At 64.0% G+C, this 20,635-nt stretch carries 14 protein-coding genes; 8 read left to right on the forward strand and 6 right to left on the reverse strand.

From position 1 onward, the window contains the following. Nucleotides 1–159: 159 nt before the first annotated feature. Nucleotides 160–1,803 (forward strand): Na/Pi cotransporter family protein, encoded by a 1,644-nt coding sequence (locus ILT44_RS17675; protein WP_204240931.1) that lies wholly within the window; start codon nucleotides 160–162, stop codon nucleotides 1,801–1,803. Between the two features lie 9 nt (nucleotides 1,804–1,812). On the opposite strand, the gene ILT44_RS17680 is transcribed toward ILT44_RS17675, so the two are convergent. After that, on the reverse strand, nucleotides 1,813–2,013 hold the full coding sequence (locus tag ILT44_RS17680) for a hypothetical protein (RefSeq protein WP_204240932.1): 201 nt from the start codon (nucleotides 2,011–2,013) through the stop codon (nucleotides 1,813–1,815). 132 nt (nucleotides 2,014–2,145) lie between these two features. Here ILT44_RS17680 and gcvA point away from each other — a divergent pair, with 132 nt between their 5' ends. Continuing rightward, nucleotides 2,146–3,069, forward strand: coding sequence for a transcriptional regulator GcvA (gcvA, locus tag ILT44_RS17685; RefSeq protein ID WP_255549753.1), 924 nt, complete (start codon nucleotides 2,146–2,148; stop codon nucleotides 3,067–3,069). A 36-nt stretch (nucleotides 3,070–3,105) separates the two neighbouring features. Here gcvA and mdoH read toward each other — a convergent pair whose 3' ends face one another. Next, the gene (mdoH, locus tag ILT44_RS17690) at nucleotides 3,106–5,301 is read right to left on the reverse strand and encodes a glucans biosynthesis glucosyltransferase MdoH (protein ID WP_204240934.1); all 2,196 of its coding nucleotides are present in this window, start codon (nucleotides 5,299–5,301) and stop codon (nucleotides 3,106–3,108) included. After that, nucleotides 5,277–6,848 carry an OpgD/OpgG family glucan biosynthesis protein gene (locus tag ILT44_RS17695; RefSeq protein ID WP_204240935.1) on the reverse strand — a complete coding sequence of 524 codons (1,572 nt, stop codon included), beginning with the start codon at nucleotides 6,846–6,848 and terminating at the stop codon, nucleotides 5,277–5,279. The genes mdoH and ILT44_RS17695 overlap by 25 nt, the downstream gene beginning before the upstream one ends. A gap of 184 nt (nucleotides 6,849–7,032) precedes the next feature. On the opposite strand from ILT44_RS17695, the gene glmU reads away from it, so the two are divergent. From glmU to ILT44_RS17710, 3 genes are all read left to right on the forward strand, one after another. Continuing rightward, nucleotides 7,033–8,406, forward strand: a complete 1,374-nt coding sequence (gene glmU / locus ILT44_RS17700) for a bifunctional UDP-N-acetylglucosamine diphosphorylase/glucosamine-1-phosphate N-acetyltransferase GlmU (RefSeq protein ID WP_204240936.1) — start codon at nucleotides 7,033–7,035, stop codon at nucleotides 8,404–8,406. Nucleotides 8,407–8,517: 111 nt separating this feature from the next. Continuing rightward, on the forward strand, nucleotides 8,518–10,344 hold the full coding sequence (glmS, locus tag ILT44_RS17705; protein ID WP_204240937.1) for a glutamine--fructose-6-phosphate transaminase (isomerizing): 1,827 nt from the start codon (nucleotides 8,518–8,520) through the stop codon (nucleotides 10,342–10,344). Then, nucleotides 10,341–10,913 (forward strand): GNAT family N-acetyltransferase, encoded by a 573-nt coding sequence (locus ILT44_RS17710; RefSeq protein ID WP_204240938.1) that lies wholly within the window; start codon nucleotides 10,341–10,343, stop codon nucleotides 10,911–10,913. Before glmS ends, ILT44_RS17710 begins: the two co-directional genes overlap by 4 nt. Here the strand turns inward: ILT44_RS17710 and recG are convergent. Beyond that, complete coding sequence (recG, locus tag ILT44_RS17715; protein ID WP_204240939.1) at nucleotides 10,865–12,982, reverse strand: ATP-dependent DNA helicase RecG; 2,118 nt, start codon at nucleotides 12,980–12,982, stop codon at nucleotides 10,865–10,867. The genes ILT44_RS17710 and recG overlap by 49 nt on opposite strands. A gap of 189 nt (nucleotides 12,983–13,171) precedes the next feature. Here recG and ILT44_RS17720 point away from each other — a divergent pair, with 189 nt between their 5' ends. The 3 genes from ILT44_RS17720 to ILT44_RS17730 all read left to right on the forward strand — a co-directional run bounded on the left by ILT44_RS17720 (nucleotide 13,172) and on the right by ILT44_RS17730 (nucleotide 18,230). Continuing rightward, nucleotides 13,172–13,468, forward strand: a complete 297-nt coding sequence (locus tag ILT44_RS17720) for an FAD assembly factor SdhE (RefSeq protein WP_204240940.1) — start codon at nucleotides 13,172–13,174, stop codon at nucleotides 13,466–13,468. 365 nt (nucleotides 13,469–13,833) lie between these two features. After that, nucleotides 13,834–17,355: a transcription-repair coupling factor gene (mfd, locus tag ILT44_RS17725; protein WP_204240941.1), complete on the forward strand. Its 3,522-nt coding sequence runs from the start codon at nucleotides 13,834–13,836 to the stop codon at nucleotides 17,353–17,355. Beyond that, a complete protein-coding gene (locus ILT44_RS17730) occupies nucleotides 17,355–18,230 on the forward strand; it encodes a serine hydrolase domain-containing protein (RefSeq protein ID WP_204240942.1) in 876 nt (291 codons plus the stop codon). The genes mfd and ILT44_RS17730 overlap by 1 nt, the downstream gene beginning before the upstream one ends. On the opposite strand, the gene ILT44_RS17735 is transcribed toward ILT44_RS17730, so the two are convergent. After that, nucleotides 18,227–18,571: a hypothetical protein gene (locus ILT44_RS17735; RefSeq protein WP_204240943.1), complete on the reverse strand. Its 345-nt coding sequence runs from the start codon at nucleotides 18,569–18,571 to the stop codon at nucleotides 18,227–18,229. The genes ILT44_RS17730 and ILT44_RS17735 overlap by 4 nt on opposite strands. Before the next feature lie 128 nt (nucleotides 18,572–18,699). Beyond that, nucleotides 18,700–20,508 (reverse strand): extracellular solute-binding protein, encoded by a 1,809-nt coding sequence (locus tag ILT44_RS17740; protein WP_204240944.1) that lies wholly within the window; start codon nucleotides 20,506–20,508, stop codon nucleotides 18,700–18,702. Nucleotides 20,509–20,635: the final 127 nt, after the last annotated feature.

Here is a 20,635-nt window from a genome sequence, read left to right on the forward strand (position 1 = left end):
ACTCGTTGCCTCTTATCATGTTTTCAACGGATCATTTCTTGCCTTTTGCTCGGAATTTTAAGCAGATAGTCATTATTAGCCGGCAACCTTATTGCGCTCGTGTCCATAGGTGGATAAGCAAGACGATCGTGCCGTGCTTTCCCGTTCTTTGAGGGCTGAATGTCTGCGACCTCCGTCTTGATTCATCTGTTCGGTGAGATCGCCCTGCTTCTCTGGGGCATCACCATGGTCAACAGTGGGGTTCAACGCGCGTTCGGCAGCGATCTGCGCTGGATCCTGGGAATGGCGCTGAGAACGCGGCTTCAGGCCTTTCTTGCAGGCCTCGGCGTTACGACCGTGCTTCAGAGCAGCACCGCCACAGCCCTCATGGTGGCATCCTTCACCGCGGGCGGTGCAGTCGACCTCGTGCCAGCACTCGCCGTTATGCTCGGCGCGAACGTGGGCACGACGCTGATCGTGCAGGTGCTTTCCTTCGATGTTTCTCTGATCTTTCCGGTGCTGATCTTCGGAGGTTTCGTCGCCTTCCGGCGCGGAAAGTCGAGCCGCACCAAGGATCTGGGACGGGTTGCGATTGGCCTTGGGTTGATGCTTCTGTCGCTCCACCTCCTGAGCGAGACGATCCATCTGATCGAGAAGTCGGTGGTCCTGAAGGAACTCCTCGCGTCCATCGCTTCGGACCCGCTGATCCTCCTGCTGCTGTCAGCGTTCTTTGCCTGGGTTGCACATTCCAGTGTGGCCGCAATCCTTCTGATTATGTCCTTGGCCGCGGCCGGCGTGATCGGCACGCCCGCGGCCCTGGTCATGGTGCTCGGCGCCAATCTCGGCAGCGCGCTCAATCCGTTCCTGGAGGCAGTGGGCGGCGATCCGGCGAAGATTCGCGTACCGGTCGGCAATTTGGCGACACGGGTGATCGGCTGCGCGTTGGCCCTTCCGTTCATTGCCCCGATCATGGCGGGCTTGACCCTGATCGATCCGAATCCCGCGCGTCTGGCGGCGAACTTCCACACGATCTTCAATGTGGCGGTGGCTGCCATCTTCATCCTGCCATTGCCGTGGGTCGCGAAGCTGCTCATCCGGTTCTTTCCGGAAAAGCTCCAGGCTTCCGATCCGGGCGTGCCGCAATATCTGGACAAGGATGCCCTGGACACCCCCTCCGTCGCTCTGTCCAACGCGGCCCGCGAGGTTCTGCGCATGGTCGATACGGTGGAATCGATGCTGCGCAGCTCTCAGGATCTCTTCCGGGAAGACGACATCAGCCGCGTCGCTCAGGTCAGCCGCACGGACGACGTGCTGGATCGGCTCTTCAGTGCGATCCGTCGCTACCTGAGCTCCATCAATCATGAGGCCTTGAACGCGTCAGAGGCAAAGCGCCTGTCGGACATCCTGGCCTTCGCCATCAACCTGGAGCACGTCGGCGATATCATCGACAAGAATCTCATGGAGCTGGCCGCCAAACGCATCAAGAACCATCTGCGCCTGCCGAAGGACAGCCTGGAGGACATCACGAGCATGCATGGAAAGCTGCTGGAGCACCTGCAGCTTGCGGCATCGGTCCTGATGTTCCAGGACCTCGGCTCGGCCCGAAGGCTGGTCTCGGAGAAGGAGCGGTTCCGCGATCTCGAACGGGCCGTCGCCCAGAAGCATCTCGATCAGCTCCGGTCCGGCCGGACAGTCGGCGACACCAGCACGCTCCAGCTCGACATCGTCCGCGATCTCAAGCGGATCGAGGCGCACATCGCATCCACTGGCCACTCTCTCCTTGAGCAGAGCGGGGAGCTCAAGCCGAGCCGGCTGACATCCTGATCGACAGCGTCATTTCTGGTCCTTCAAGCTGCGCCAGTCCATGTACCGGATCGGGTCGGGAAGGCCGATGTCGCGCCTTTCGTAATCGGATAGGTGGCTCAGATCCGAGATGATCGATTCCTCTCGGCGAAATGCTGGGCGGAGCCAGAATTTCAGGCGCAGCCAAGCGCCCTCGATACCGCGCAAGCGGCGAGTTTCTTCATATCTCATGACAGCCTACCGATTTGTTTCGTCAGAGGGCGCCAGACGCCCTTGATCAAGCATCCATAAGGTGCGCCCGTTGCAGGAGCTTGACAAAGCGAAAGCCAATGGGCTGCCATAAGGCAGCCTTATGGATTGCCCATGTCAAAGCTGCCGTCGAAACTTCCGCCCATGAGTGCCGTCAGAGTCTTCGAGGCTGCGGCGCGCCACCAGAGCTTCACGCGCGCTGCCGAGGAATTGGGCATGACGCAGGCTGCCGTGAGCTACCAGATCAAGATTCTGGAGGATCGCCTTGGTGCCCCCCTGTTCATGCGCCTCCCGCGCCAGGTCACGCTCACCGCGAAAGGGCGCCAGCTCGCCCCGGCCGTAACGGAGGCTTTCGAAGCGTTGCGCACTGCGTTCGCAGGCGTTGAGGAGACCGTTCAGTCCGTTCTGTCGATCTCGACCCTGACGACCTTTGCCGCCAACTGGCTGGTTCCACGACTGGGCCGCTTCCAGCACCTTCATCCGAACATTGCAGTTCAGATCCATGTCTCAGGGCAGGTGGTGGATTTCGGCCAGAGCGACTTCGACCTGGGCATCAGGAGCGGAAATGGCAGCTGGCCCGGCCTGGAGGCGCATCTTCTGTTTCCAAACCTGTTTACGCCGGTTTGCAGCCCCGAGCTCATCCGGGGCGTCACGCTTAAAGAGCCATCCGATATCCTGAAATTCCCGATCATCTCGCCCAGCGATCCGTGGTGGCAGGACTGGTTCGCTGCGGCAGGGGTGCAGGACTTCGATCCGTCGCAACGCCCCGACAACAATCTCGGGACACAGCAGTTCGAGGGAATGGCCGCCATGGCGGGGCAGGGCTTCGCCCTTATCAACCCCTATTTCTTCCCAGGTGACCTTTCGGCCGGTCGCCTCGTTCAGCCCTTCGACCTGCTCGCCACGTCCGAGCGGGGCTACTGGCTTGTTTATCCCAAGGCCAGGAGGCGCTCTGCGAAGATCGAGGCTTTCCGGGATTGGATGCTGAGCGAAGTGGCGGACGATACCGAAAAGACGTCAGCGTTGGCCCAAGTGTAAGCTCAGGCCTGACGCTGCTTGGAAAAACTATGCGAACTACTCGGCCGCCTGCGCTTCGGCCGGTTTCGGCTTCAGGTGAACCAGCATGTCGATGAGCGCGCGGTCGTGGAGAACAACCATGCGTTCCTTGTTTTGGAGCCAGTTCACCGCATCCTCGATCGTCTCGGCATCCACGAGCTTTGCCTCCGCGAGGGCACGCTCCGTCTCGATCAGGCCGCGTTTGCGGGGCAGGGCTGGCGGAAGCATCTCGATGTGGCGCTCTCTCAAAGTGGCGTCCTCGTAGATCGCCTTGAGGCTGTCCGCATCATCGAAGCCGAGGGTACCGTTGCGGGCCTGAAGCTCGTTGGCACGGGTAGCGATGGCCGGCGGCCGGTGCTCCTCGGGCGTCATGAGAAGACCGAGCCGCTTGAGGGCAAGCCCGGCTCCCAGCTGCCCGCTGAGCCAGGACAGAGGGATGGCCAAAAGCAGGCCGATGATCGTCGGCGACATCCACAGGAACAGGGATGTGGCGATCATGAAAGCGGACAACCCCGCAAGGGCTCCGAGAACCGTATGAGCGCGGTGGCGGCGGACGATGTCCTTGAACGGAATGGAACCGTCATCCCGGCGCTGGGGCTGCCAGCCCGTGTCGCGTCCAAGCATGATCTGGAAGACCGAGCCGGACTGGATGAGCATCAGGATCGGGGCAAGGAGGGCCGAGAGGATGATCTCGATCGTCGAGGAAATGATCAGGCGGATTCCGCCGCCCGAGGCGCGCCGGTCCTCGCCGCGGATGAGCATCAGCAGGAGCCCGAAGAGCTTCGGCGCGAGCAGGATGCCCATGGTCAGCGCGAACAGCGCCAAGGCTCGCTCGGGATCGAAGCGGGGCCAGATCGGATAGAGGCGGAAGTCGCGCGCGAAATATTCCGGCCGGATATAGGTCGTCTGCAAGACAAGGGCGATACCGACGATAAGCTGGAACAGCCAGAACGGCGAGGCCAGATAGGACATGATGCCGGTGGCGAAGTGCTGGCGCGTCGGCAGCTTCAGGCCCTTCGCCGTAATCACCCGCGTGTGCTGGAGGTTGCCCTGGCACCACCGCCGGTCGCGGGCCGAGAGGTCGATGAGGGAGGGCGGGCTTTCCTCATAGGACCCCTGCAGGTCCGCCAGCATGTAGACCGACCATCCGGCGCGGCGGAGCAGGGCCGCCTCGACGAAGTCATGGCTGAGGATGTGGCCTCCGAAGGGCGGCTTGCCTTTCAGGTCCGGCAAACCGCCATGAGCAGCGAAGGCGCTGGTGCGGATGATCGCATTGTGGCCCCAGTAGTTTCCGTCGCGTCCCATCCAGACCGCAAGGCCCATGGCGATGACCGGCCCGGTGACCCGGGCGGCATATTGCTGGAGGCGCGCAAAGAGGGTGTTGCGGTTGATGATGAGCGGCAGGGACTGGATGATGCCGGCATCCGGATCGGCTTCCATGGCGGCTGCCAGGCGCACGATGCAGTCGCCGCTCATGAGACTGTCGGCGTCGAGCACGAGCATGTGCTCGTAGTGCCCCCCCCAGCGTGAGACGAAATCGGCGATATTGCCCGCCTTGCGATGATGGTTTTTCTGCCGATGGCGGTAATAGAACCGCGCTCCGGGTCCCAGACGCTCCCTCAGGGCCAGGAACGCCCGTTCCTCCGCGACCCAGGCATCCGGATTGGTGGTGTCGGACAGGATGAAATAGTCGAAGTGATCTCCTGATCCGGTTGCCTGAACCGATTCATGGATCGCTTCCAGGGCGGCGAAGGTGCGGTCCGTCTGCTCGTTGTAGACCGGCATGACGATGGCGGTCTTGTGCTGCAGCGGCGCGGTCAGCGGCCCACCATGTCCTGGGCGTCGGAACAGGGCGAAGAAGCCCAAAAGCGCAGAGGTGAACGCAACCGAGATCCAGGAGAAGTTGATCGTGAACAGGCCGACGAGCACCCACTGGAGGGCAGTGGTGCGGCTCACCGACACCACCTGGTACATCTCATAGGTGCCATAGGCTGTCAGCAGCAACCCGCCGCCGAAGACGAACAGGCGTGCGAGCCATGTTCCCAGCTTGGGATGCTGGAGGACCGGCTTGCGCTCTTCGGAGGCCGACCAGCGCCGAAGCGACTGGGTCGGCATGTCGAGATGCTTTTCGGGAGGCATAGCGGATGTAATCCGCTCGAGGGCGGCTACATTCTCTTTCGAGTCGTGACTTAGGGTGTCCAACGATAAAGCCATGTCTCGCTAATCGGTTTCCCGCCTGATTCAAGGATCAGGCGCATCTCACACGCGTTTTCGTTGCCCGGGTCAAGCTCGAATGCGACACGTACTGTCTTTCGCTCCGGATATGGCAAAAGTTTGAGGTTCTGGAACGTTCCAGGGCCAACGGTTAAGACGGATCTAAGGTCCGTCGGCAAATTGTCACCCAACGCATCGCTCGAAAAATCAACTGTAAACCGTCGCCGACGCCCCCCACTGCCGCGGCCCGAGCGAGTGGCGGTCACCGTTGCGAGCGGCGGCCGCTCCGGCGAGTTCCATCCCCAATACTGACGATAGGCAAGGGCAACTTCGGAGCCTGCGGCCATGGGCGCCTTAGGGCGCCAATAAGCGAGAATGTTGTCGTTGATCTCGGCGTCCGTAGGAATTTCCAGAAGCTGGACACTCCCTTGGCCCCAGTCCCCCAAGGGCTCTATCCAGACACTCGGCCGACGCTCGAAGCGCTGGTCGTCGTCTTGGAAAGCCTCGAAGGAGCGCTCCCGCTGGAGCAGGCCGAACCCTCGCGGGGAGCTGTCGACGAAGGCAGAGATCTGGAGGGTTTCGGGATTGTGAAGAGGCCGCCAGAGCCATTCTCCAGAGCCGTTCAGAATTTGAAGGCCGGAGGATTCATAGACGGCTGGCCGGATATCGTCTGAGTTGAGCAGATCGTTCGAGCCGTAGAGATAGGTGGAGGCGAGGCCGCCAAGACCCACATGCTCGAGATTGACGCGAGGGAAGAGAGTTGTCTCGACGTCGATGATCGTCATATCACCGGGACGGAACGTCATGCGGACCGCACCTGTGGTCGATTCAGAATCGAGCACGCCATGGACGGTGATGCTGCTGCTGCCCACGGCCGGGCGCTCCAGCCAGAATGCCCGGAAGACCGGGAACTCCTCTCCGCGGGCTTCCGCAGGCCGCAATGTCAGCGCCCGCGCGATGGCGCCGTAGTTCTGACCACGGGCAATGGCACGGAAGAAGGTGCCGCCCTGAACCACGGCGAAGTCGAAAGGCCTACCGCTCCCGGCCTGCGCAGTGAGTTTGAAGCCGGAATAGCCAATATCCTGGATATTGTTCGGCAGGTTGATGCGGCCGAACTCGTATTGAGAGGTATTGTAGGCCATCCGGCGGATAGCCCCGTCCTCGACCAGGTAAAGGTCGACCGCATCCCTGAACACGAACCCGCGGTGGAGCGGCTCAATGGAAATCCCGCGGGCTTCCGTGCTCCAGATCGGCGGCTGAGTATAGCGGATAGCCGCATACTGCTCTTGGTTCAAATTCGCGAAAACGTCCGGCAGATCATTTGGCGATGGGGCGAACGGCTTCTTCGAGAGCTGGCGCGCAATGTCGATCACTACCGCCGGATCGAACCGCTGATTCTCTCCCATCCTTGCGGAAATCGTGGCCTGAGGGGTTTGGGCGCGGACAGTCGGCGCGTATGCGAGCCCGGCGACGGAAGCGCCGATATAGGCCAGCATGTCGCGCCGGCGGGGATGGAAGGGGGATGGACCCCTTGGCGAAACCGGCACAGTGATACTCTTGCGTAAACGACGGCTCTACAGCCAGACAATTGGAATGCCTAATACATATCGTCAATCATGAGCACGAAGTAAACGAGGCCACGAGGGAAACTGCCTGATTGCTCATGAAACCATTGCCGATTTACCTCTTCTGATTTAGCTCCACGGCAGACCCTCATTGGATTGAAACTGTATGACCCCCACTCACGCCGCTTCATCGCCAGCCCGGACTTGCCTAGCCATCGTGCTTGCGGCAGGAGAGGGCACGCGGATGAAGTCCGAAAAGCCCAAGGTCCTGCATCAGGTCGCCAATCGCTCCATGCTGGGACACGTGCTGGCGACCCTCACGCAGGCCGGCGCTACGGATGCTGCGGTCGTGATCGGGCCCGACCGGGAGGATGTGGCCAAGGAGATCCAGAAGGTTTCGACCCAAGCCCGGATCTTCGTTCAAAGGGATCGCCTCGGAACAGCCCATGCGGTTTTGAGCGCTCGCGAGGCGCTGGCGCAGCTGGTCGACGACGTGATCATTGCTTTCGGTGATACGCCTCTGATCCTTCCTGAGACCTTCTCGAAGCTCCGCATTCCGCTGGCGGAAGGAGCGGCCGTGGTTGCGATGGGCTTCGAGGCCAAGGACCCGGCCGGCTATGGCCGCTTCATCACTTCGGGCACCGACCTTCTGGCCATTCGCGAGCACAAGGACGCAACCGAGGAAGAGCGGGCTATCACCCTCTGCAATGGCGGCCTCATGGCGATCCGCGGGGATTTGGCGCTAGCCCTTCTCGACCGTGTCGAGAATAACAATGCCAAGGGCGAGTACTACCTGACCGACATCGTCGAGATCGCCCGCAGCCTCGGACACAGGACGGCCATCGCCGTCGTCTCAGAGGAAGAAGTGCATGGGGTGAACGACCGGGCTCAACTCGCGGCCGCCGAGCGCATGATCCAGGACCGGCTGCGTCAGGCGGCCATGGCGTCCGGGGTGACGCTCGTGGCGCCGGAGACGGTCTTCCTGAGTCACGACACCCGGTTCGGCCAGGATGTCGTCGTCGAGCCGCACGTGGTCTTCGGCCCAGGCGTCGTGGTGGAGAACGGCACGCTCATCCACAGCTTCAGCCACCTTGAAGGTGCTCGGATTTATTCGGGCGCAGAGGTCGGCCCGTTTGCGCGTCTGCGTCCCGGTGCCTCGATCGGCTCCCAGGCGAAGGTCGGCAACTTCGTCGAGATCAAGAACACGGAGCTCGGAGCAGGCGCCAAGGTCAACCACCTGTCATATTTGGGCGACGCCAGTGTCGGGGCCAAGGCGAATATCGGAGCGGGCACCATCACCTGTAATTACGACGGTTTCGGCAAGTACCGGACTGAAATCGGCGAGGGCGCCTTCATCGGCTCGAACTCCTCGCTGGTCGCGCCCATCACGATTGGGAAGGGAGCTTTCGTCGGCTCCGGTTCAGTAATCACGGAAAGCCTCCCCGACGATGCCCTGGGTCTCGGGCGCGGGCGCCAGACGGTAAAGGAGGGCTGGGCCATCACGTTCCGGGAGAAATCCCAGGACAAGAAGAGAAAATAAGCGCGGCTGTCACAATAGGTTACGCAAGTTGATTCTGCCCTAAGGGGGCTGCCTCTATATGACAGGCGTTAAGCGTAGCGTTGGTCGCGGTGCAAAAGGAAGTTCTTAATCATGTGCGGAATTGTCGGGATCATCGGAAAGACGCCCGTGGCACCACAGATCGTGGAGGCTCTCAAGCGGCTTGAATACCGCGGTTACGATTCCGCCGGCGTGGCAACTCTGGAAGAAGGTCGGCTCGACCGCCGTCGGGCCGAGGGAAAGCTGCGAAATCTCGAGTCCAAGCTCTCCCAGGCTCCGCTGTCGGGCGTCATCGGGATCGGCCATACCCGCTGGGCCACCCACGGTAAGCCCAACGAGATCAACGCCCATCCTCATGCCACCGACAAGCTGGCTGTCGTCCATAACGGCATCATCGAGAATTTCCGTGAGTTGAAGACCGGGCTCGAGGCCAAGGGCGTCCGTTTCGAGACCGAAACGGATACCGAGGTGGTGGCCCAGCTCGTGACCTATGAGATCCGACAGGGACGCGGTCCCATCGAGGCCGTCGCCGTAACTCTGCCGCGCCTTCGCGGCGCCTTCGCACTCGGCTTCCTGTTCTCCGGCGAGGACGATCTGCTGATCGGCGCCCGTCATGGGGCCCCCCTGGCCATCGGCTACGGCGACGGCGAAATGTATCTCGGCTCCGACGCCCTGGCGCTGGCGCCGTTTACGGACGAGGTGGCCTATCTGGAGGACGGCGACTGGGCGACCCTGACGCACAGGGGTGCTGAGATCCACGACGAGTCGGGACGGCCGGTCCAGCGGCCCCGTCACAAGGTCCCGGCCGGCTCCTTCATGGCCGACAAGGGCAATTACCGCCACTTCATGGCCAAGGAGATCCACGAGCAGGCAGAGGCGGTGGGACGCACGCTCGCCCATTACGTCAACTTCGCAGCTGAACGGGTTGAACTGCCTGTTGAATTGCCGTTCGACTTCAAGGACCTGAAACGCATCTCCATTTCGGCCTGCGGTACGGCCTATCTGGCAGGGCTGATCTCGAAATACTGGTTCGAGCGCATAGCGCGCATCCCGGTCGAGATCGATGTCGCTTCGGAGTTCCGCTACCGGGAGGCTCCCCTGGAGCCGGGTGGTCTCGCGCTCTTCGTCTCGCAATCGGGTGAGACCGCGGACACTTTGGCTTCACTGCGCTACGCCACGGCCGAGAAGCAGTACACGATGTCGGTGGTGAACGTCCCGACGTCCACCATGGCCCGCGAGAGCCATGTGGTCGCCCAGACCCTCGCCGGGGTCGAGGTGGGCGTTGCCTCGACCAAGGCCTTCACTTGCCAGCTCACCGTGCTCCTCTCGCTGGCCATCGCCGCCGGCCGGGCAAGGGGGACGCTCAGTGCCGAAGAAGAGAAGGAACTGGTGAATGCGCTGATTGCCGTTCCGGGCCAGATCACCGAGGCGATCAGGCGGGAGCACCAGATCGAGGTTCTCGCCCGTGAGCTTTCGAAGGCCAAGGACGTGCTCTATCTCGGACGCGGCACTTCCTATCCGCTCGCGATGGAAGGAGCCCTGAAGCTCAAGGAGATCTCCTACATCCATGCGGAAGGCTATGCGGCCGGGGAGCTGAAGCACGGGCCCATCGCGCTCATCGACGAGACCATGCCCGTCATCGTCATCGCGCCCCACGATGCCATCTTCGAAAAGACCGTCTCCAACATGCAGGAAGTCGCAGCCCGTGGCGGACGCATCGTCCTGATCACTGACGAGCGGGGCGCTCTGGAAACGGGCCTCGAGACGATGGCCACCATTGTGATGCCGTCGGTGCATCCGATCGTGGCGCCCATCATCAATGCGGTTCCCATCCAGCTGCTCGCCTATCACACGGCGGTCTTCATGGGGAAGGACGTGGACCAGCCGCGCAACCTCGCCAAATCCGTGACGGTGGAGTGAACGGGTTCCGGCCATCGATCCGCCTCGCTCGACCGGCGGATATCGGCAAGCTCGCTGCCGTCGAGCGTTCTGCGGCGTCCGCGTTCAGGAGCGTCGGTCTGGCGTGGCTGGCCGATAGCGACGGGACGATGGATCCCGCCCTGCTGGAATCCCTGTGCCGGGCCGCAACATTGTGGGTGGCTGTCGACGAAAGGGACGAGCCGACAGGCTTCCTCGCCGCGCATGAGCTGGACGGGCACTTCTACATCGCCGAGGTCTCCGTAGCGGCATCCCATCACCGGCAGGGCATTGGAAGCCGACTGGTGGAAGCTGCCATGGAGCATGGCAGACGCCTGACATTCGATGCCGTCACGCTGACGACCTATCGTGACGTGCCGTGGAACGGGCCGTTCTATGCCCGGTTCGGATTCGTCGAAGTCGATGCTGATGCGGCAGGTCCCGGCCACCGCGAGACGCTGCGACGGGACGCGGAGTACGGGCACGATCCGGCACGGCGCTGCATCATGGCGCTGCGCCTCGATCAGCCCGCCCGTAGCAGCCGTATCGCGGAATCGCGCTCGAACAGATAGAGCAGCACCCGCAGGGCCTGCCCTCGCTCGCTGACGAGATCCGGGTCGCGGTCCACGATCAGGCGGGCATCGTCGCGGGCGGCTCCGAGCAGATCTCCATCCACCTCGAGGCGGGCGAGCTTGAAGCCGGGCGTGCCCGATTGGCGCGTGCCCAGAACCTCGCCCTCGCCGCGAAGCCGCAGGTCTTCCTCCGCGATGCGGAAGCCGTCCTCGGTCTGGCGCATCATCTCGAGCCGGGCCTGGGCGACCTGCCCCAATGGGCCCTTGTAGACGAGAAGGCAGGTCGAGGATTTCGAGCCGCGGCCGATGCGCCCGCGCAGCTGGTGGAGCTGGGCGAGGCCGAACCGTTCCGCGTGCTCGATCACCATGATGGTGGCGTTCGGCACGTCGACGCCGACTTCGATCACGGTGGTGGAGACCAGGATCTTGGTCTCGCCGCCCGAGAACCGCTCCATGGCGGCGTCCTTGTCCTTGCCCGCCATCTTGCCGTGCACGAGGCCGACTTGGGTGCCGAAGAAACCCTTCAGCATCTCGAACCGCTCCTCGGCTGCGGCGAGATCGATGGATTCGGATTCGCCCACGAGAGGACAAACCCAATAGACCTGATCGCCGTTGGCGATGGCGCGCCCGATGCCGCCGACGACTTCGTCGAGCCGGTCGATGGCGATGAGCTTCGTCGAGATCGGCTTGCGGCCGGCCGGCTTTTCACTGAGCACGGAGACGTCCATGTCGCCGAAATAGGTGAGCGCCAGGGTTCGCGGGATCGGGGTCGCCGTCATGACGAGGATGTCGACGGCCTCGCCCTTGGAACCCAAGGCGAGACGCTGGTGCACGCCGAAGCGGTGCTGCTCGTCCACGACCGCAACGCCGAGATCCAGGAAGGCGACGCCTTCCTGGAACAAGGCGTGGGTGCCCACCGCGATCTGGATGCTGCCATCGGCGAGCCCGGCGAGGATCGTCCTGCGTGCGACGCCTTTCTCCCGCCCCGTCAGCAGGGCGATGGTCAGGCCCGCCTGTTCGGCCATGGGCGCCAGGCGTTCGTAATGCTGGCGGGCGAGGATTTCGGTCGGTGCCATCATGGCGGCCTGGCGTCCGGCCTCGATGGCGCTCGCCATGGTGAGCAGGCCGACCACGGTCTTGCCCGAGCCGACATCGCCCTGGAGCAGCCGCAGCATCTTCTTGTCGGACACGAGATCGTGGCGGATGTCCTCGACGGCTTTTTCCTGCGAGGCCGTGAGCCCGAAGGGCAGGGCGGCCTTCAGGCGCTCGACCAGATGGCCGTCGCCCGCATTCACCCGTCCCGGCAGTCTCCGCATGCGGCTCCTCACGAGGGCGAGGGCAAGCTGCGAGGCCAGCAGCTCGTCATAGGCCAGGCGACGGCGCGGGGCGGATTTGGCAATGGCCTCCTCGGAAAGCTGCGCCGCATTGTCGGGCCGGTGAAGGGCAAAGAGCGCCTGCCGGAACTCGGGCAGGGCGTTGCGGTCGAGCCAGGCCGCATCCTGCCATTCGGGCAGGTGAGGGACCTTCTCGAGGGCGGCGCCGATATAGCGGCCGACCATGCGCGAGGACAGGCCTTCGGTCAGGCCGTAGACAGCCTCCACGGCTGGCAGGCTCTCGATACTGCGCTCGTCGAGGATCCGGTCCGGATGGACCATCTGGCGCCGCGCCTCCCAGAGCTCGATCTTGCCGGAGACATAGCGGCGCTCGCCGACAGGCAGGGTCTTTTCGAGACGCGCCCTCTGGCCGTTGAAGAAGATCAGGGTCACGTCGCCGGTCTCGTCCTCCACCAGGATCCGGTAGGGCGCGCGCCGGCCCGGCGGAGGCGGACGGTGGGCGACGACGGTGACGGAGAGGGTGACCGGCTCGCCGATGGGGGCATCTGCGACGGAGCCCTTCATCTCCCGTGAAATGCCGCTGCTCGGCAGGTGGAAGAGCAGATCCGCGACGCGCGTCGGCTTGCCGGGCTCGCCGAGGAGCCGGTCCAGCAGGGGGGCGATCTTAGGTCCGACCCCGGGCAGGGTGTTGGCCGGGGCGAAGAGCGGATCGAGAATGGAAGGACGCAGTGACATTCAAATGGGTAGCAACGGGAAGGGAGATGGTTATATAGCGGCTAGAGCATCGGACCCAAAAGTGGAAGGCGCTTTTGGGTCCGATGCTCACTCCTTTATGCGGCGCATCGTTGAGTGCGGCCCGCTGGGTCCGCACGATGCGCTAAGCCGCCCGGAGGCGACGCAATCTTATCAGATCGGAGCAATGTCATGAGCGGAACGACCCGCAGCAGCGCCGGACTCGACACCCGCCGCAGGCAGATCCTGTACCGTTCCTGGCACCGCGGCATGCGCGAGATGGACCTGATCATGGGCCGCTTCGCCGATGCGGAGATCGGAGAACTCTCCGAGGAGGACTTGGCCGAGTTCGAGCGACTGATCGAGGTCACCGACCGGGACCTTCTGGGCTGGATCACCGGCGAGATCGAGACGCCCTCGAACTACGACACGCCGCTCTTCAAGCGCCTCAAGGCGTTCCACACCCACACGTCGCCGATCCATAGTTGATGCCACCTTGTCATCCCCGGCGGTCCGTAGGACCGGGAAGGGGATCCATCACTGACACCGCGCTAGAACGTGGGTTCCCTTCCCCTCCGCTGACGCTCCGGCCGGGAATGACACCCTTTCCGTCATGGCCGGGCTTGTTCCGGCCATCCCGATGCGATGAAGCGCGGCGTCTCAAACAATCGGGATCACCGGCACAAGGCCGGTGATGACGAGGAGGGCGGCTCTCTGCGAGGAGAAGCGAACTAGGCGCTCTAAGCAGGGATGACAGGTGGCCCGGCCTCGGACTACACCATCTCTCTTTTCTCTAACCCACCGAACCGTGCGGAATCGCCCGCGTTTCTTACCCTATGGCCCGACAATCCACCATGAAGCCTTCCCTGACACGCGCCCTCGATGCCCTCAAGAAAGGCCAAAGCCTGACCCTGTCCGGCGCTCCGGACGGCTTCGACGCGCTCGCTGTCGCCGATCTCGCGCGCGGCCTCTCGGGGCAGGTGGAGGGGCCGGCGGTTCTCGTCCATGTGGCCCGCGACGGGCAGCGGCAGCAGAACTTCGCCAGCAGCCTCGGCTTCATCGCGCCCGAGATCGAGATCCTCACGTTCCCCGCCTGGGACTGCCAGCCCTACGACCGGGTGTCGCCGAATGCGGCGATCACGGCGCAGCGCATGACGACCCTGGCGCGGCTCGCCCGCTCCAAGACCTCCGAGGACAAGCCGCGCATCCTGTCGACCACGGTGAACGCACTCGTCCAGCGCGTGCCGCCCAAGAGCCGCATCGCGGCGGAAACCTTTTCGGCCGCGCCCGGCAACGTCGTCGACACCACCCTGCTGATCGCCTGGCTGGAGGCCAACGGATTCATGCGCACGGGAACCGTCCGTGACACGGGTGAGTATGCGGTGCGAGGCGGCATCATCGATCTCTATCCGGCGGGCCTGCCCAATCCGGTGCGTCTCGACTTCTTCGGCGACGCCCTGGAATCGATCCGCGCCTTCGACCCGGAAACCCAGCGCACCATCGGCACCCTGCGCTCCCTCGACCTTGTCCCCATGAGCGAGGTTCAGCTGACCACCGAGAGCATCAAGCGCTTCCGGCAGGCCTATGTGGCGGCCTTCGGCGCCCCGACCCGGGACGACCGGCTCTACGAAGCCATCAGCGAAGGGCGGCGCTATCCGGGGCTCGAACATTGGATGCCGCTGTTCCACGACCATCTCGACACGCTCTTCGACTATCTGCCCGGCATTCCGGTGGTGTTCGACGCGCTGGCCGACGATGCGGCCGCCGAGCGGCTTGCTCAGGTGAAGGACTACTATGACGCCCGCCGGGAAGGCATGGGCCAGAACCAGCCCGGCGTCGCGCCCTACCGCCCGCTGCCGCCGGATGCTCTCTACTTCAAGCCGGAGGAGTGGTCGGAGAAAACCGCCACCCTCCCGCTGGCCCGCCTGACGCCCTTCGCCATCCCGGAATCGCCCGGACGTCTTGTGATCGACTGCGAGGTCCGGCAGGGCCGCAACTTCATCGCCGAGCGGGCGGACGAGAACGCCAACGTGTTCGAGGCGGTCATCCGCCATATCCGCGACCTGCAGGCCGCCAAGAAGCGCGTGATGCTGGGCGCCTGGTCCGAGGGCTCGCGCGAGCGCCTGTGCCATGTGCTGCAGGACCACGACCTGCGCCAGACCAAGCCGATTGCCCGCTTCTCCGATGCGCAGGCCTATCCGCGCAACGAGATTCCGGTCGGCATCTGGCCGCTGGAAGCCGGCTTCGAGACCGCCGATCTCGTGGTCATCAGCGAGCAGGACATCCTCGGCGACCGCCTCGTGCGCCAGAAGCGCAAGTCCAAGCGGCCGCAGGACTTCCTCACTGAGGTCGCGGCGCTGACGCCGGGCGATCTCGTCGTCCACGTGGATCACGGCATCGGTCGCTTCGAGGGGCTGAAGACCATCGAGGCGGCTGGCGCCCCGCATGACTGCCTCGAGCTGCATTATGCCGGCGGCGACCGGCTGTTCCTGCCGGTGGAGAACATCGAGCTTCTGACCCGCTACGGCTCGGAGGAGACGGAGGTCCAACTCGACAAGCTCGGCGGAGGGGCCTGGCAGGCCCGCAAGGCGCGGATGAAGAAGCGCATCCGCGAGATGGCGGGCGCGCTCATGAAGATCGCCGCCGCCCGCATCCTGAAGGATGCTCCGCGCCTGACGCCGCCGGAAGGACTCTATGACGAGTTCGCCGCCCGCTTCCCCTATGACGAGACGGAAGACCAGCTCAACGCCATCGAGGCTGTGCTCGACGACATGGGATCGGGGCGCCCGATGGACCGCCTCGTCTGCGGCGACGTCGGCTTCGGCAAGACCGAAGTGGCGCTGCGTGCCGCCTTCGTGGCGGCGATGAGCGGCAAGCAGGTGGCGGTCGTGGTGCCGACGACGCTGCTGTCGCGCCAGCACTACAAGACCTTCTGCGACCGCTTCCGCGGCCTGCCGCTCAACATAGGCCAGGCCTCCCGCTTCGTGCCCGCGGCCGAGATGAAGAAGACGAAGGAGGGACTGGCCGACGGGTCGGTGGACATCGTTATCGGCACACATGCGCTTCTGGGCAAGTCGATCAAGTTCAAGGATCTCGGCCTCATCGTCGTCGACGAGGAGCAGCATTTCGGCGTGACCCACAAGGAGCGCCTGAAGGAGCTGAGGGCCGAGGTCCACGTGCTGACTCTGTCGGCGACCCCGATCCCGCGCACCTTGCAGCTGGCGCTCACCGGCGTGCGCGAGCTGTCGCTGATCACGACCCCGCCGGTCGACCGGCTGGCGGTACGCACCTTCATCACGCCGTTCGACCCGCTGCTCATCCGCGAGGCGCTGCTGCGCGAGCGCTACCGTGGGGGCCAAGCCTTCTATGTGGTGCCGCGTCTCGACGATCTCGGCGAGGTGAAGGCCTTCCTCGACAAGGAGGTGCCGGAGGCGAAAGTCGCGGTGGCGCACGGCCAGATGGCGGCGGGCCAGCTCGAGGATGTCATGACCGCCTTCTACGAGGGCAAGTACGACATCCTGCTCTCCACCACGATCGTGGAATCGGGCCTCGACATCCCGACCGCCAACACGCTGATCGTCCACCGTGCCGACATGTTCGGTCTGTCGCAGCTCTACCAGCTGCGCGGCCGCGTCGGACGCTCCAAGACCCGCGCCTATGCCCTGTTCTCGGTGCCGGCCAACAAGCCGATGACCGTGCAGGCGGAGCGGCGGCTCAAGGTGCTGCAGACCCTCGACACCCTGGGCGCCGGATTCCAGCTCGCCTCCCACGATCTCGATATCCGCGGCGCGGGCAACCTCTTGGGCGAGGAGCAGTCCGGCCACATCAAGGAGGTCGGCTACGAGCTCTACCAGCAGATGCTGGAGGAGGCGGTGGCGCAGCTCAAGGCCGGCATCGAGGAGCCGACGGAGGATCAGTGGTCGCCCACCATCGCGGTCGGTGCGCCGGTGATGATTCCGGAGAGCTACATCGCCGACCTGCAGCTGCGGCTCGGTCTCTACCGCCGCCTTTCGACCTTCGAGACAGACCAGGAGATCGGCGCCTTCCGGGCGGAGATGGTGGACCGGTTCGGGCCGGTGCCATCCGAGGTCGACCAGCTTCTCAAGATCATGGCGATCAAGGTGCTGTGCCGCCGCGCCAATGTGGAGAAGGTGGACGGCGGTCCGAAGGGCATCATCATCTCGTTCCGCGACAATTCCTTCGCCAATCCGGCAGGCCTGATCTCCTACGTCACCGAGCAGGCCTCCTTCGCGAAGGTGCGGCCCGACATGAAGATCGTGTTCGTTCGCGACATCGAGAGCCCTGACGAGCGCATCAAGGCGTCGACGACGATCCTGCGCGATCTCGTGCGCATTGCGGAGAAGAAGGCGGCCTGATGGTTGAGGCCTGGGCTCTTGTCGAGGATGGCATCGTGGCAGAGAGCCACGATGCCGACCGGCTCGTGCCCTGGTGGAGCTTCACCAAGACTGTTCTGGCGGCAACGGCTCTGGTCCTGGTCCGCGACGGCCTCGTCGGGCTGGACGATCCCGTCGCGGACAAGCCCTACACCCTCCGGCATCTGCTGCAGCACCGCTCCGGCCTGGCGAACTATGGCGGATTTCGAGCCTATCATGAGGCCGTCGAGCGCAACGACGAACCCTGGCCCGTTCCCGAACTCCTCAGCCGCCTCGATGCCGATCGTCTTCGCTATCCTGCAGGCGAGGGGTGGGACTATTCCAACATCGGTTACCTGGTCATTGGTCAGCTGGTCGAGACCATCTCCGGCTCCGATCTGAATGAGGCTCTCAGGCGCTTCGTGTTGAAGCCGCTCGGAATCGAGAACGCACGCATTGCAGGGAAGCGAGCGGATCTTGCGCATGCCGCCTTGGGAAGCGCTGCGGGATATCACCCGGGATGGGTGTATCACGGGCTTCTTGCGGGGAGCGTCGCCGATGCCGTGCTCCTGCTTGATCGCCTGATGGCGGGCCACCTGCTGCCGCCCTCGCTGCTGGGCGAAATGCTCACGCCGTTTGTGCTTCCCGGTCCTGTGCCGGAGCGGCCATGGACGGTGCCCGGCTATGGGCTCGGTGTCATGACCGGAGAAACGAGCTCAGGTCGTAGGGTGGTCGGGCATACGGGAGGAGGACCGGGCAGCACGATTGCCATCTACCGCACCCTGACAGGTGCGCGTGCGAGGACGGCCGGCTTTTTCAGGACGAGCGAAGATCAGGCCAAAACGGAGAAAGACGCTTTCCGGCTGCTTGAGGGTTAGAGTTCCGGTGCGGCGACGGCTCTCACGCTGAGCTCGTTCTGGAGCATGGTGGCCGCGCCGCTCACGCCGCCCGTGATGATGACCGGGGTGCCGCTGTCCGCCAGGTTCTTGCGCAGCCGGCGGGCGAGGTCGAGGAACCGCCTGCGCTCCGCCCAGTCGGCATGGCGGGGCATCTGCAGCACCACAGCCGCGGGGCTGGGCATGAGGGCCAGAACGTCGTCGGCTGCTTCGAAGGGGGTCGTCACGCTCGCATATCCCATGCCTGCCAGCTCTGCGGACAGAGCGCTCTCGGGAGCACGCGCGCCGCTATCGACGACGAGAACCTTCGGCATTCCATTCATGGTGATACCCTGCGTTAAGACGCGACAGTGAGACAGGAGGTACTCACCCAACGTCGAAGCAGGGCATTAGTTTCATTGTCTACATGAATGGAAGCTCAACAATAAGGGTTACAGAATAGCCCTCGAGATCAGTTCGGCCGTCGCCACCACGTGTCGATATTGGTTCCCATGAGCGGCGCCTTTTCCGGCTTCCTCAGGTCGCTGTTATAGGCAAGCCACTGATCCTTCAGGTAAAACAAGGGAACGACATAGAAGCCTGACAGCAGGGTGCGGTCGAGGGCGCGGACGGCCGAGACGAAATCCTCGCGGCTTTCCGCTTCCAGTAGCGCATCGATGAGGCGGTCTACCGCAGGCGACGCTACCCCGGCGTGGTTATGGGACCCACTCCTTTGCGCCGCGGCCGAGCCCCAGCGGTTGCGCTGCTCGTTGCCGGGGGAGAGGGAGGAGGGCCAGAGCCACTGGACCATGTCGAAGTCGAAGCGGGCGAGGCGCCGCCAGTACTGCACGTCGTCCACGAGGCGCACCCGCGCCTGAACGCCGATCCGGCTCAGGGACTGGGAGTAGTTGAGGGCCAGGCGCTCCTGCGAACGGGAGTTGACCAGCATCTCGAAGGCGAAGGGCTCCCCCGTGCCCTTCCGGCGCAGCACGTCGTTGTCGAGCGTCCAGCCTGCCTCGGAAAGGAGCGCCAGGGCGCGGCGGGCCATGCCCCGGTCCCGGCCCGATCCGTCGCCGGCCGGCGGCTCCCAGCGTCCTGAGAGGATGTCCTCCCGGACGGCGCCCGGGGCGGCGGCGAGGAGAGCCCGCTCCCGCTCGTCGGCAGGGCGGCCCGTGGAGGCGAGGTCCGAGCCCGAGAAGTAGCTGTCGGAGCGGGTCAGCTGCCCGAAGTAGAGGTTGCGGTTCACCCAGTCGAAATCGAATAGGTAGCTCAGGGCCTCGCGAACCCTGACGTCGGCGAAGAGAGGTTTTCGGGTGTTGAAGACGAAGCCGTTCATGCCCTTGGGCAGCCGGGTGGCCAGGGTCTCCCGGACGACACGGCCGTCCCTGACGGCCGGGATGTCGTAGCCCGTGGCCCACTGGCCCGGATCGCCCTCGATCCTGAAATCGTAAAGTCCCGCCTTAAAAGCCTCGAACAAGCTGTTGGCGTCGCGATAGAAATCGTAGCGGATCTCGTCGAAGTTGTAGAGGCCGCGGGTGATGGGAAGGCTCTCGCCCCAGTAGTCCTTGCGCCGTGTCAGCACCACCCGCTCGCCGGGCTTCACCTCGGTCAGGGCGTAGGGTCCCGATCCGATGGGCGCGGCGAGGGTTGTCCTGTCGAAGGTGTCCGGGTTGGTCGCGTGGGCCGGAAAGATCGACATCATCCCGATGAGCAGCGGCAGTTCCCGGTCGTTGGAGCCGGACAGGTCGAATCGGATCCGGTGCGGGTCCAGGATCTCCACCGCCTTGACCTGGCTGAAGCTCGACCGGTGGAAGGGCTTGCCATGCTTCTTCAGCACCTCGAAGGAGAAGCGCACATCCTCCGCCGTGAGAGGATGGCCGTCCGAGAAGCGGGCCCGGGGATCGAGGTGGAAGGTGATGAAGCTGCGATCCTCCGGCATCTCCACGGCGCGGGCGAGGAGGCCGTAGATCGTGAAGGGTTCGTCGGCGGAGCGCATCATCAGGCTCTGGAGCACGTAGCGCGGCACCACGTCCGGAGCGACGCCCAGAACGATCAGGGGATTGAGGCTGTCGAAGGTCCCCTGGAGGGCAAGCGTGATTCGCCCGCCTTTCGGAGCCTTCGGTTCGGCATAGGGCAGGTGCGCGAAGCCGGGCTCCAGCGCGGGCTTCCCATGCATCGCGATGCCATGCCGCAGGATTCCCGCCTCCTGGGCGGACGCGCCGAGGGCCATCAGGGTGAGGGTGACGGAAAACAGCAGATTTCGTAGAAGCCAGCGGCCCATGGCACTCCCGGTGCGAGCACTAACCTGGGCAATGTTGTACAGAATTTTGCCCAAGGTGACTGGAAACCTATCACATGAAAGGTTAAAGGAGCGCCACACGTCTTGTCTTCGCCACATTGGGCAAGGA

Source organism: Microvirga arvi (assembly GCF_016892765.1).
In the GTDB taxonomy this organism is placed as follows: Bacteria; Pseudomonadota; Alphaproteobacteria; order Rhizobiales; family Beijerinckiaceae; genus Microvirga; species Microvirga arvi.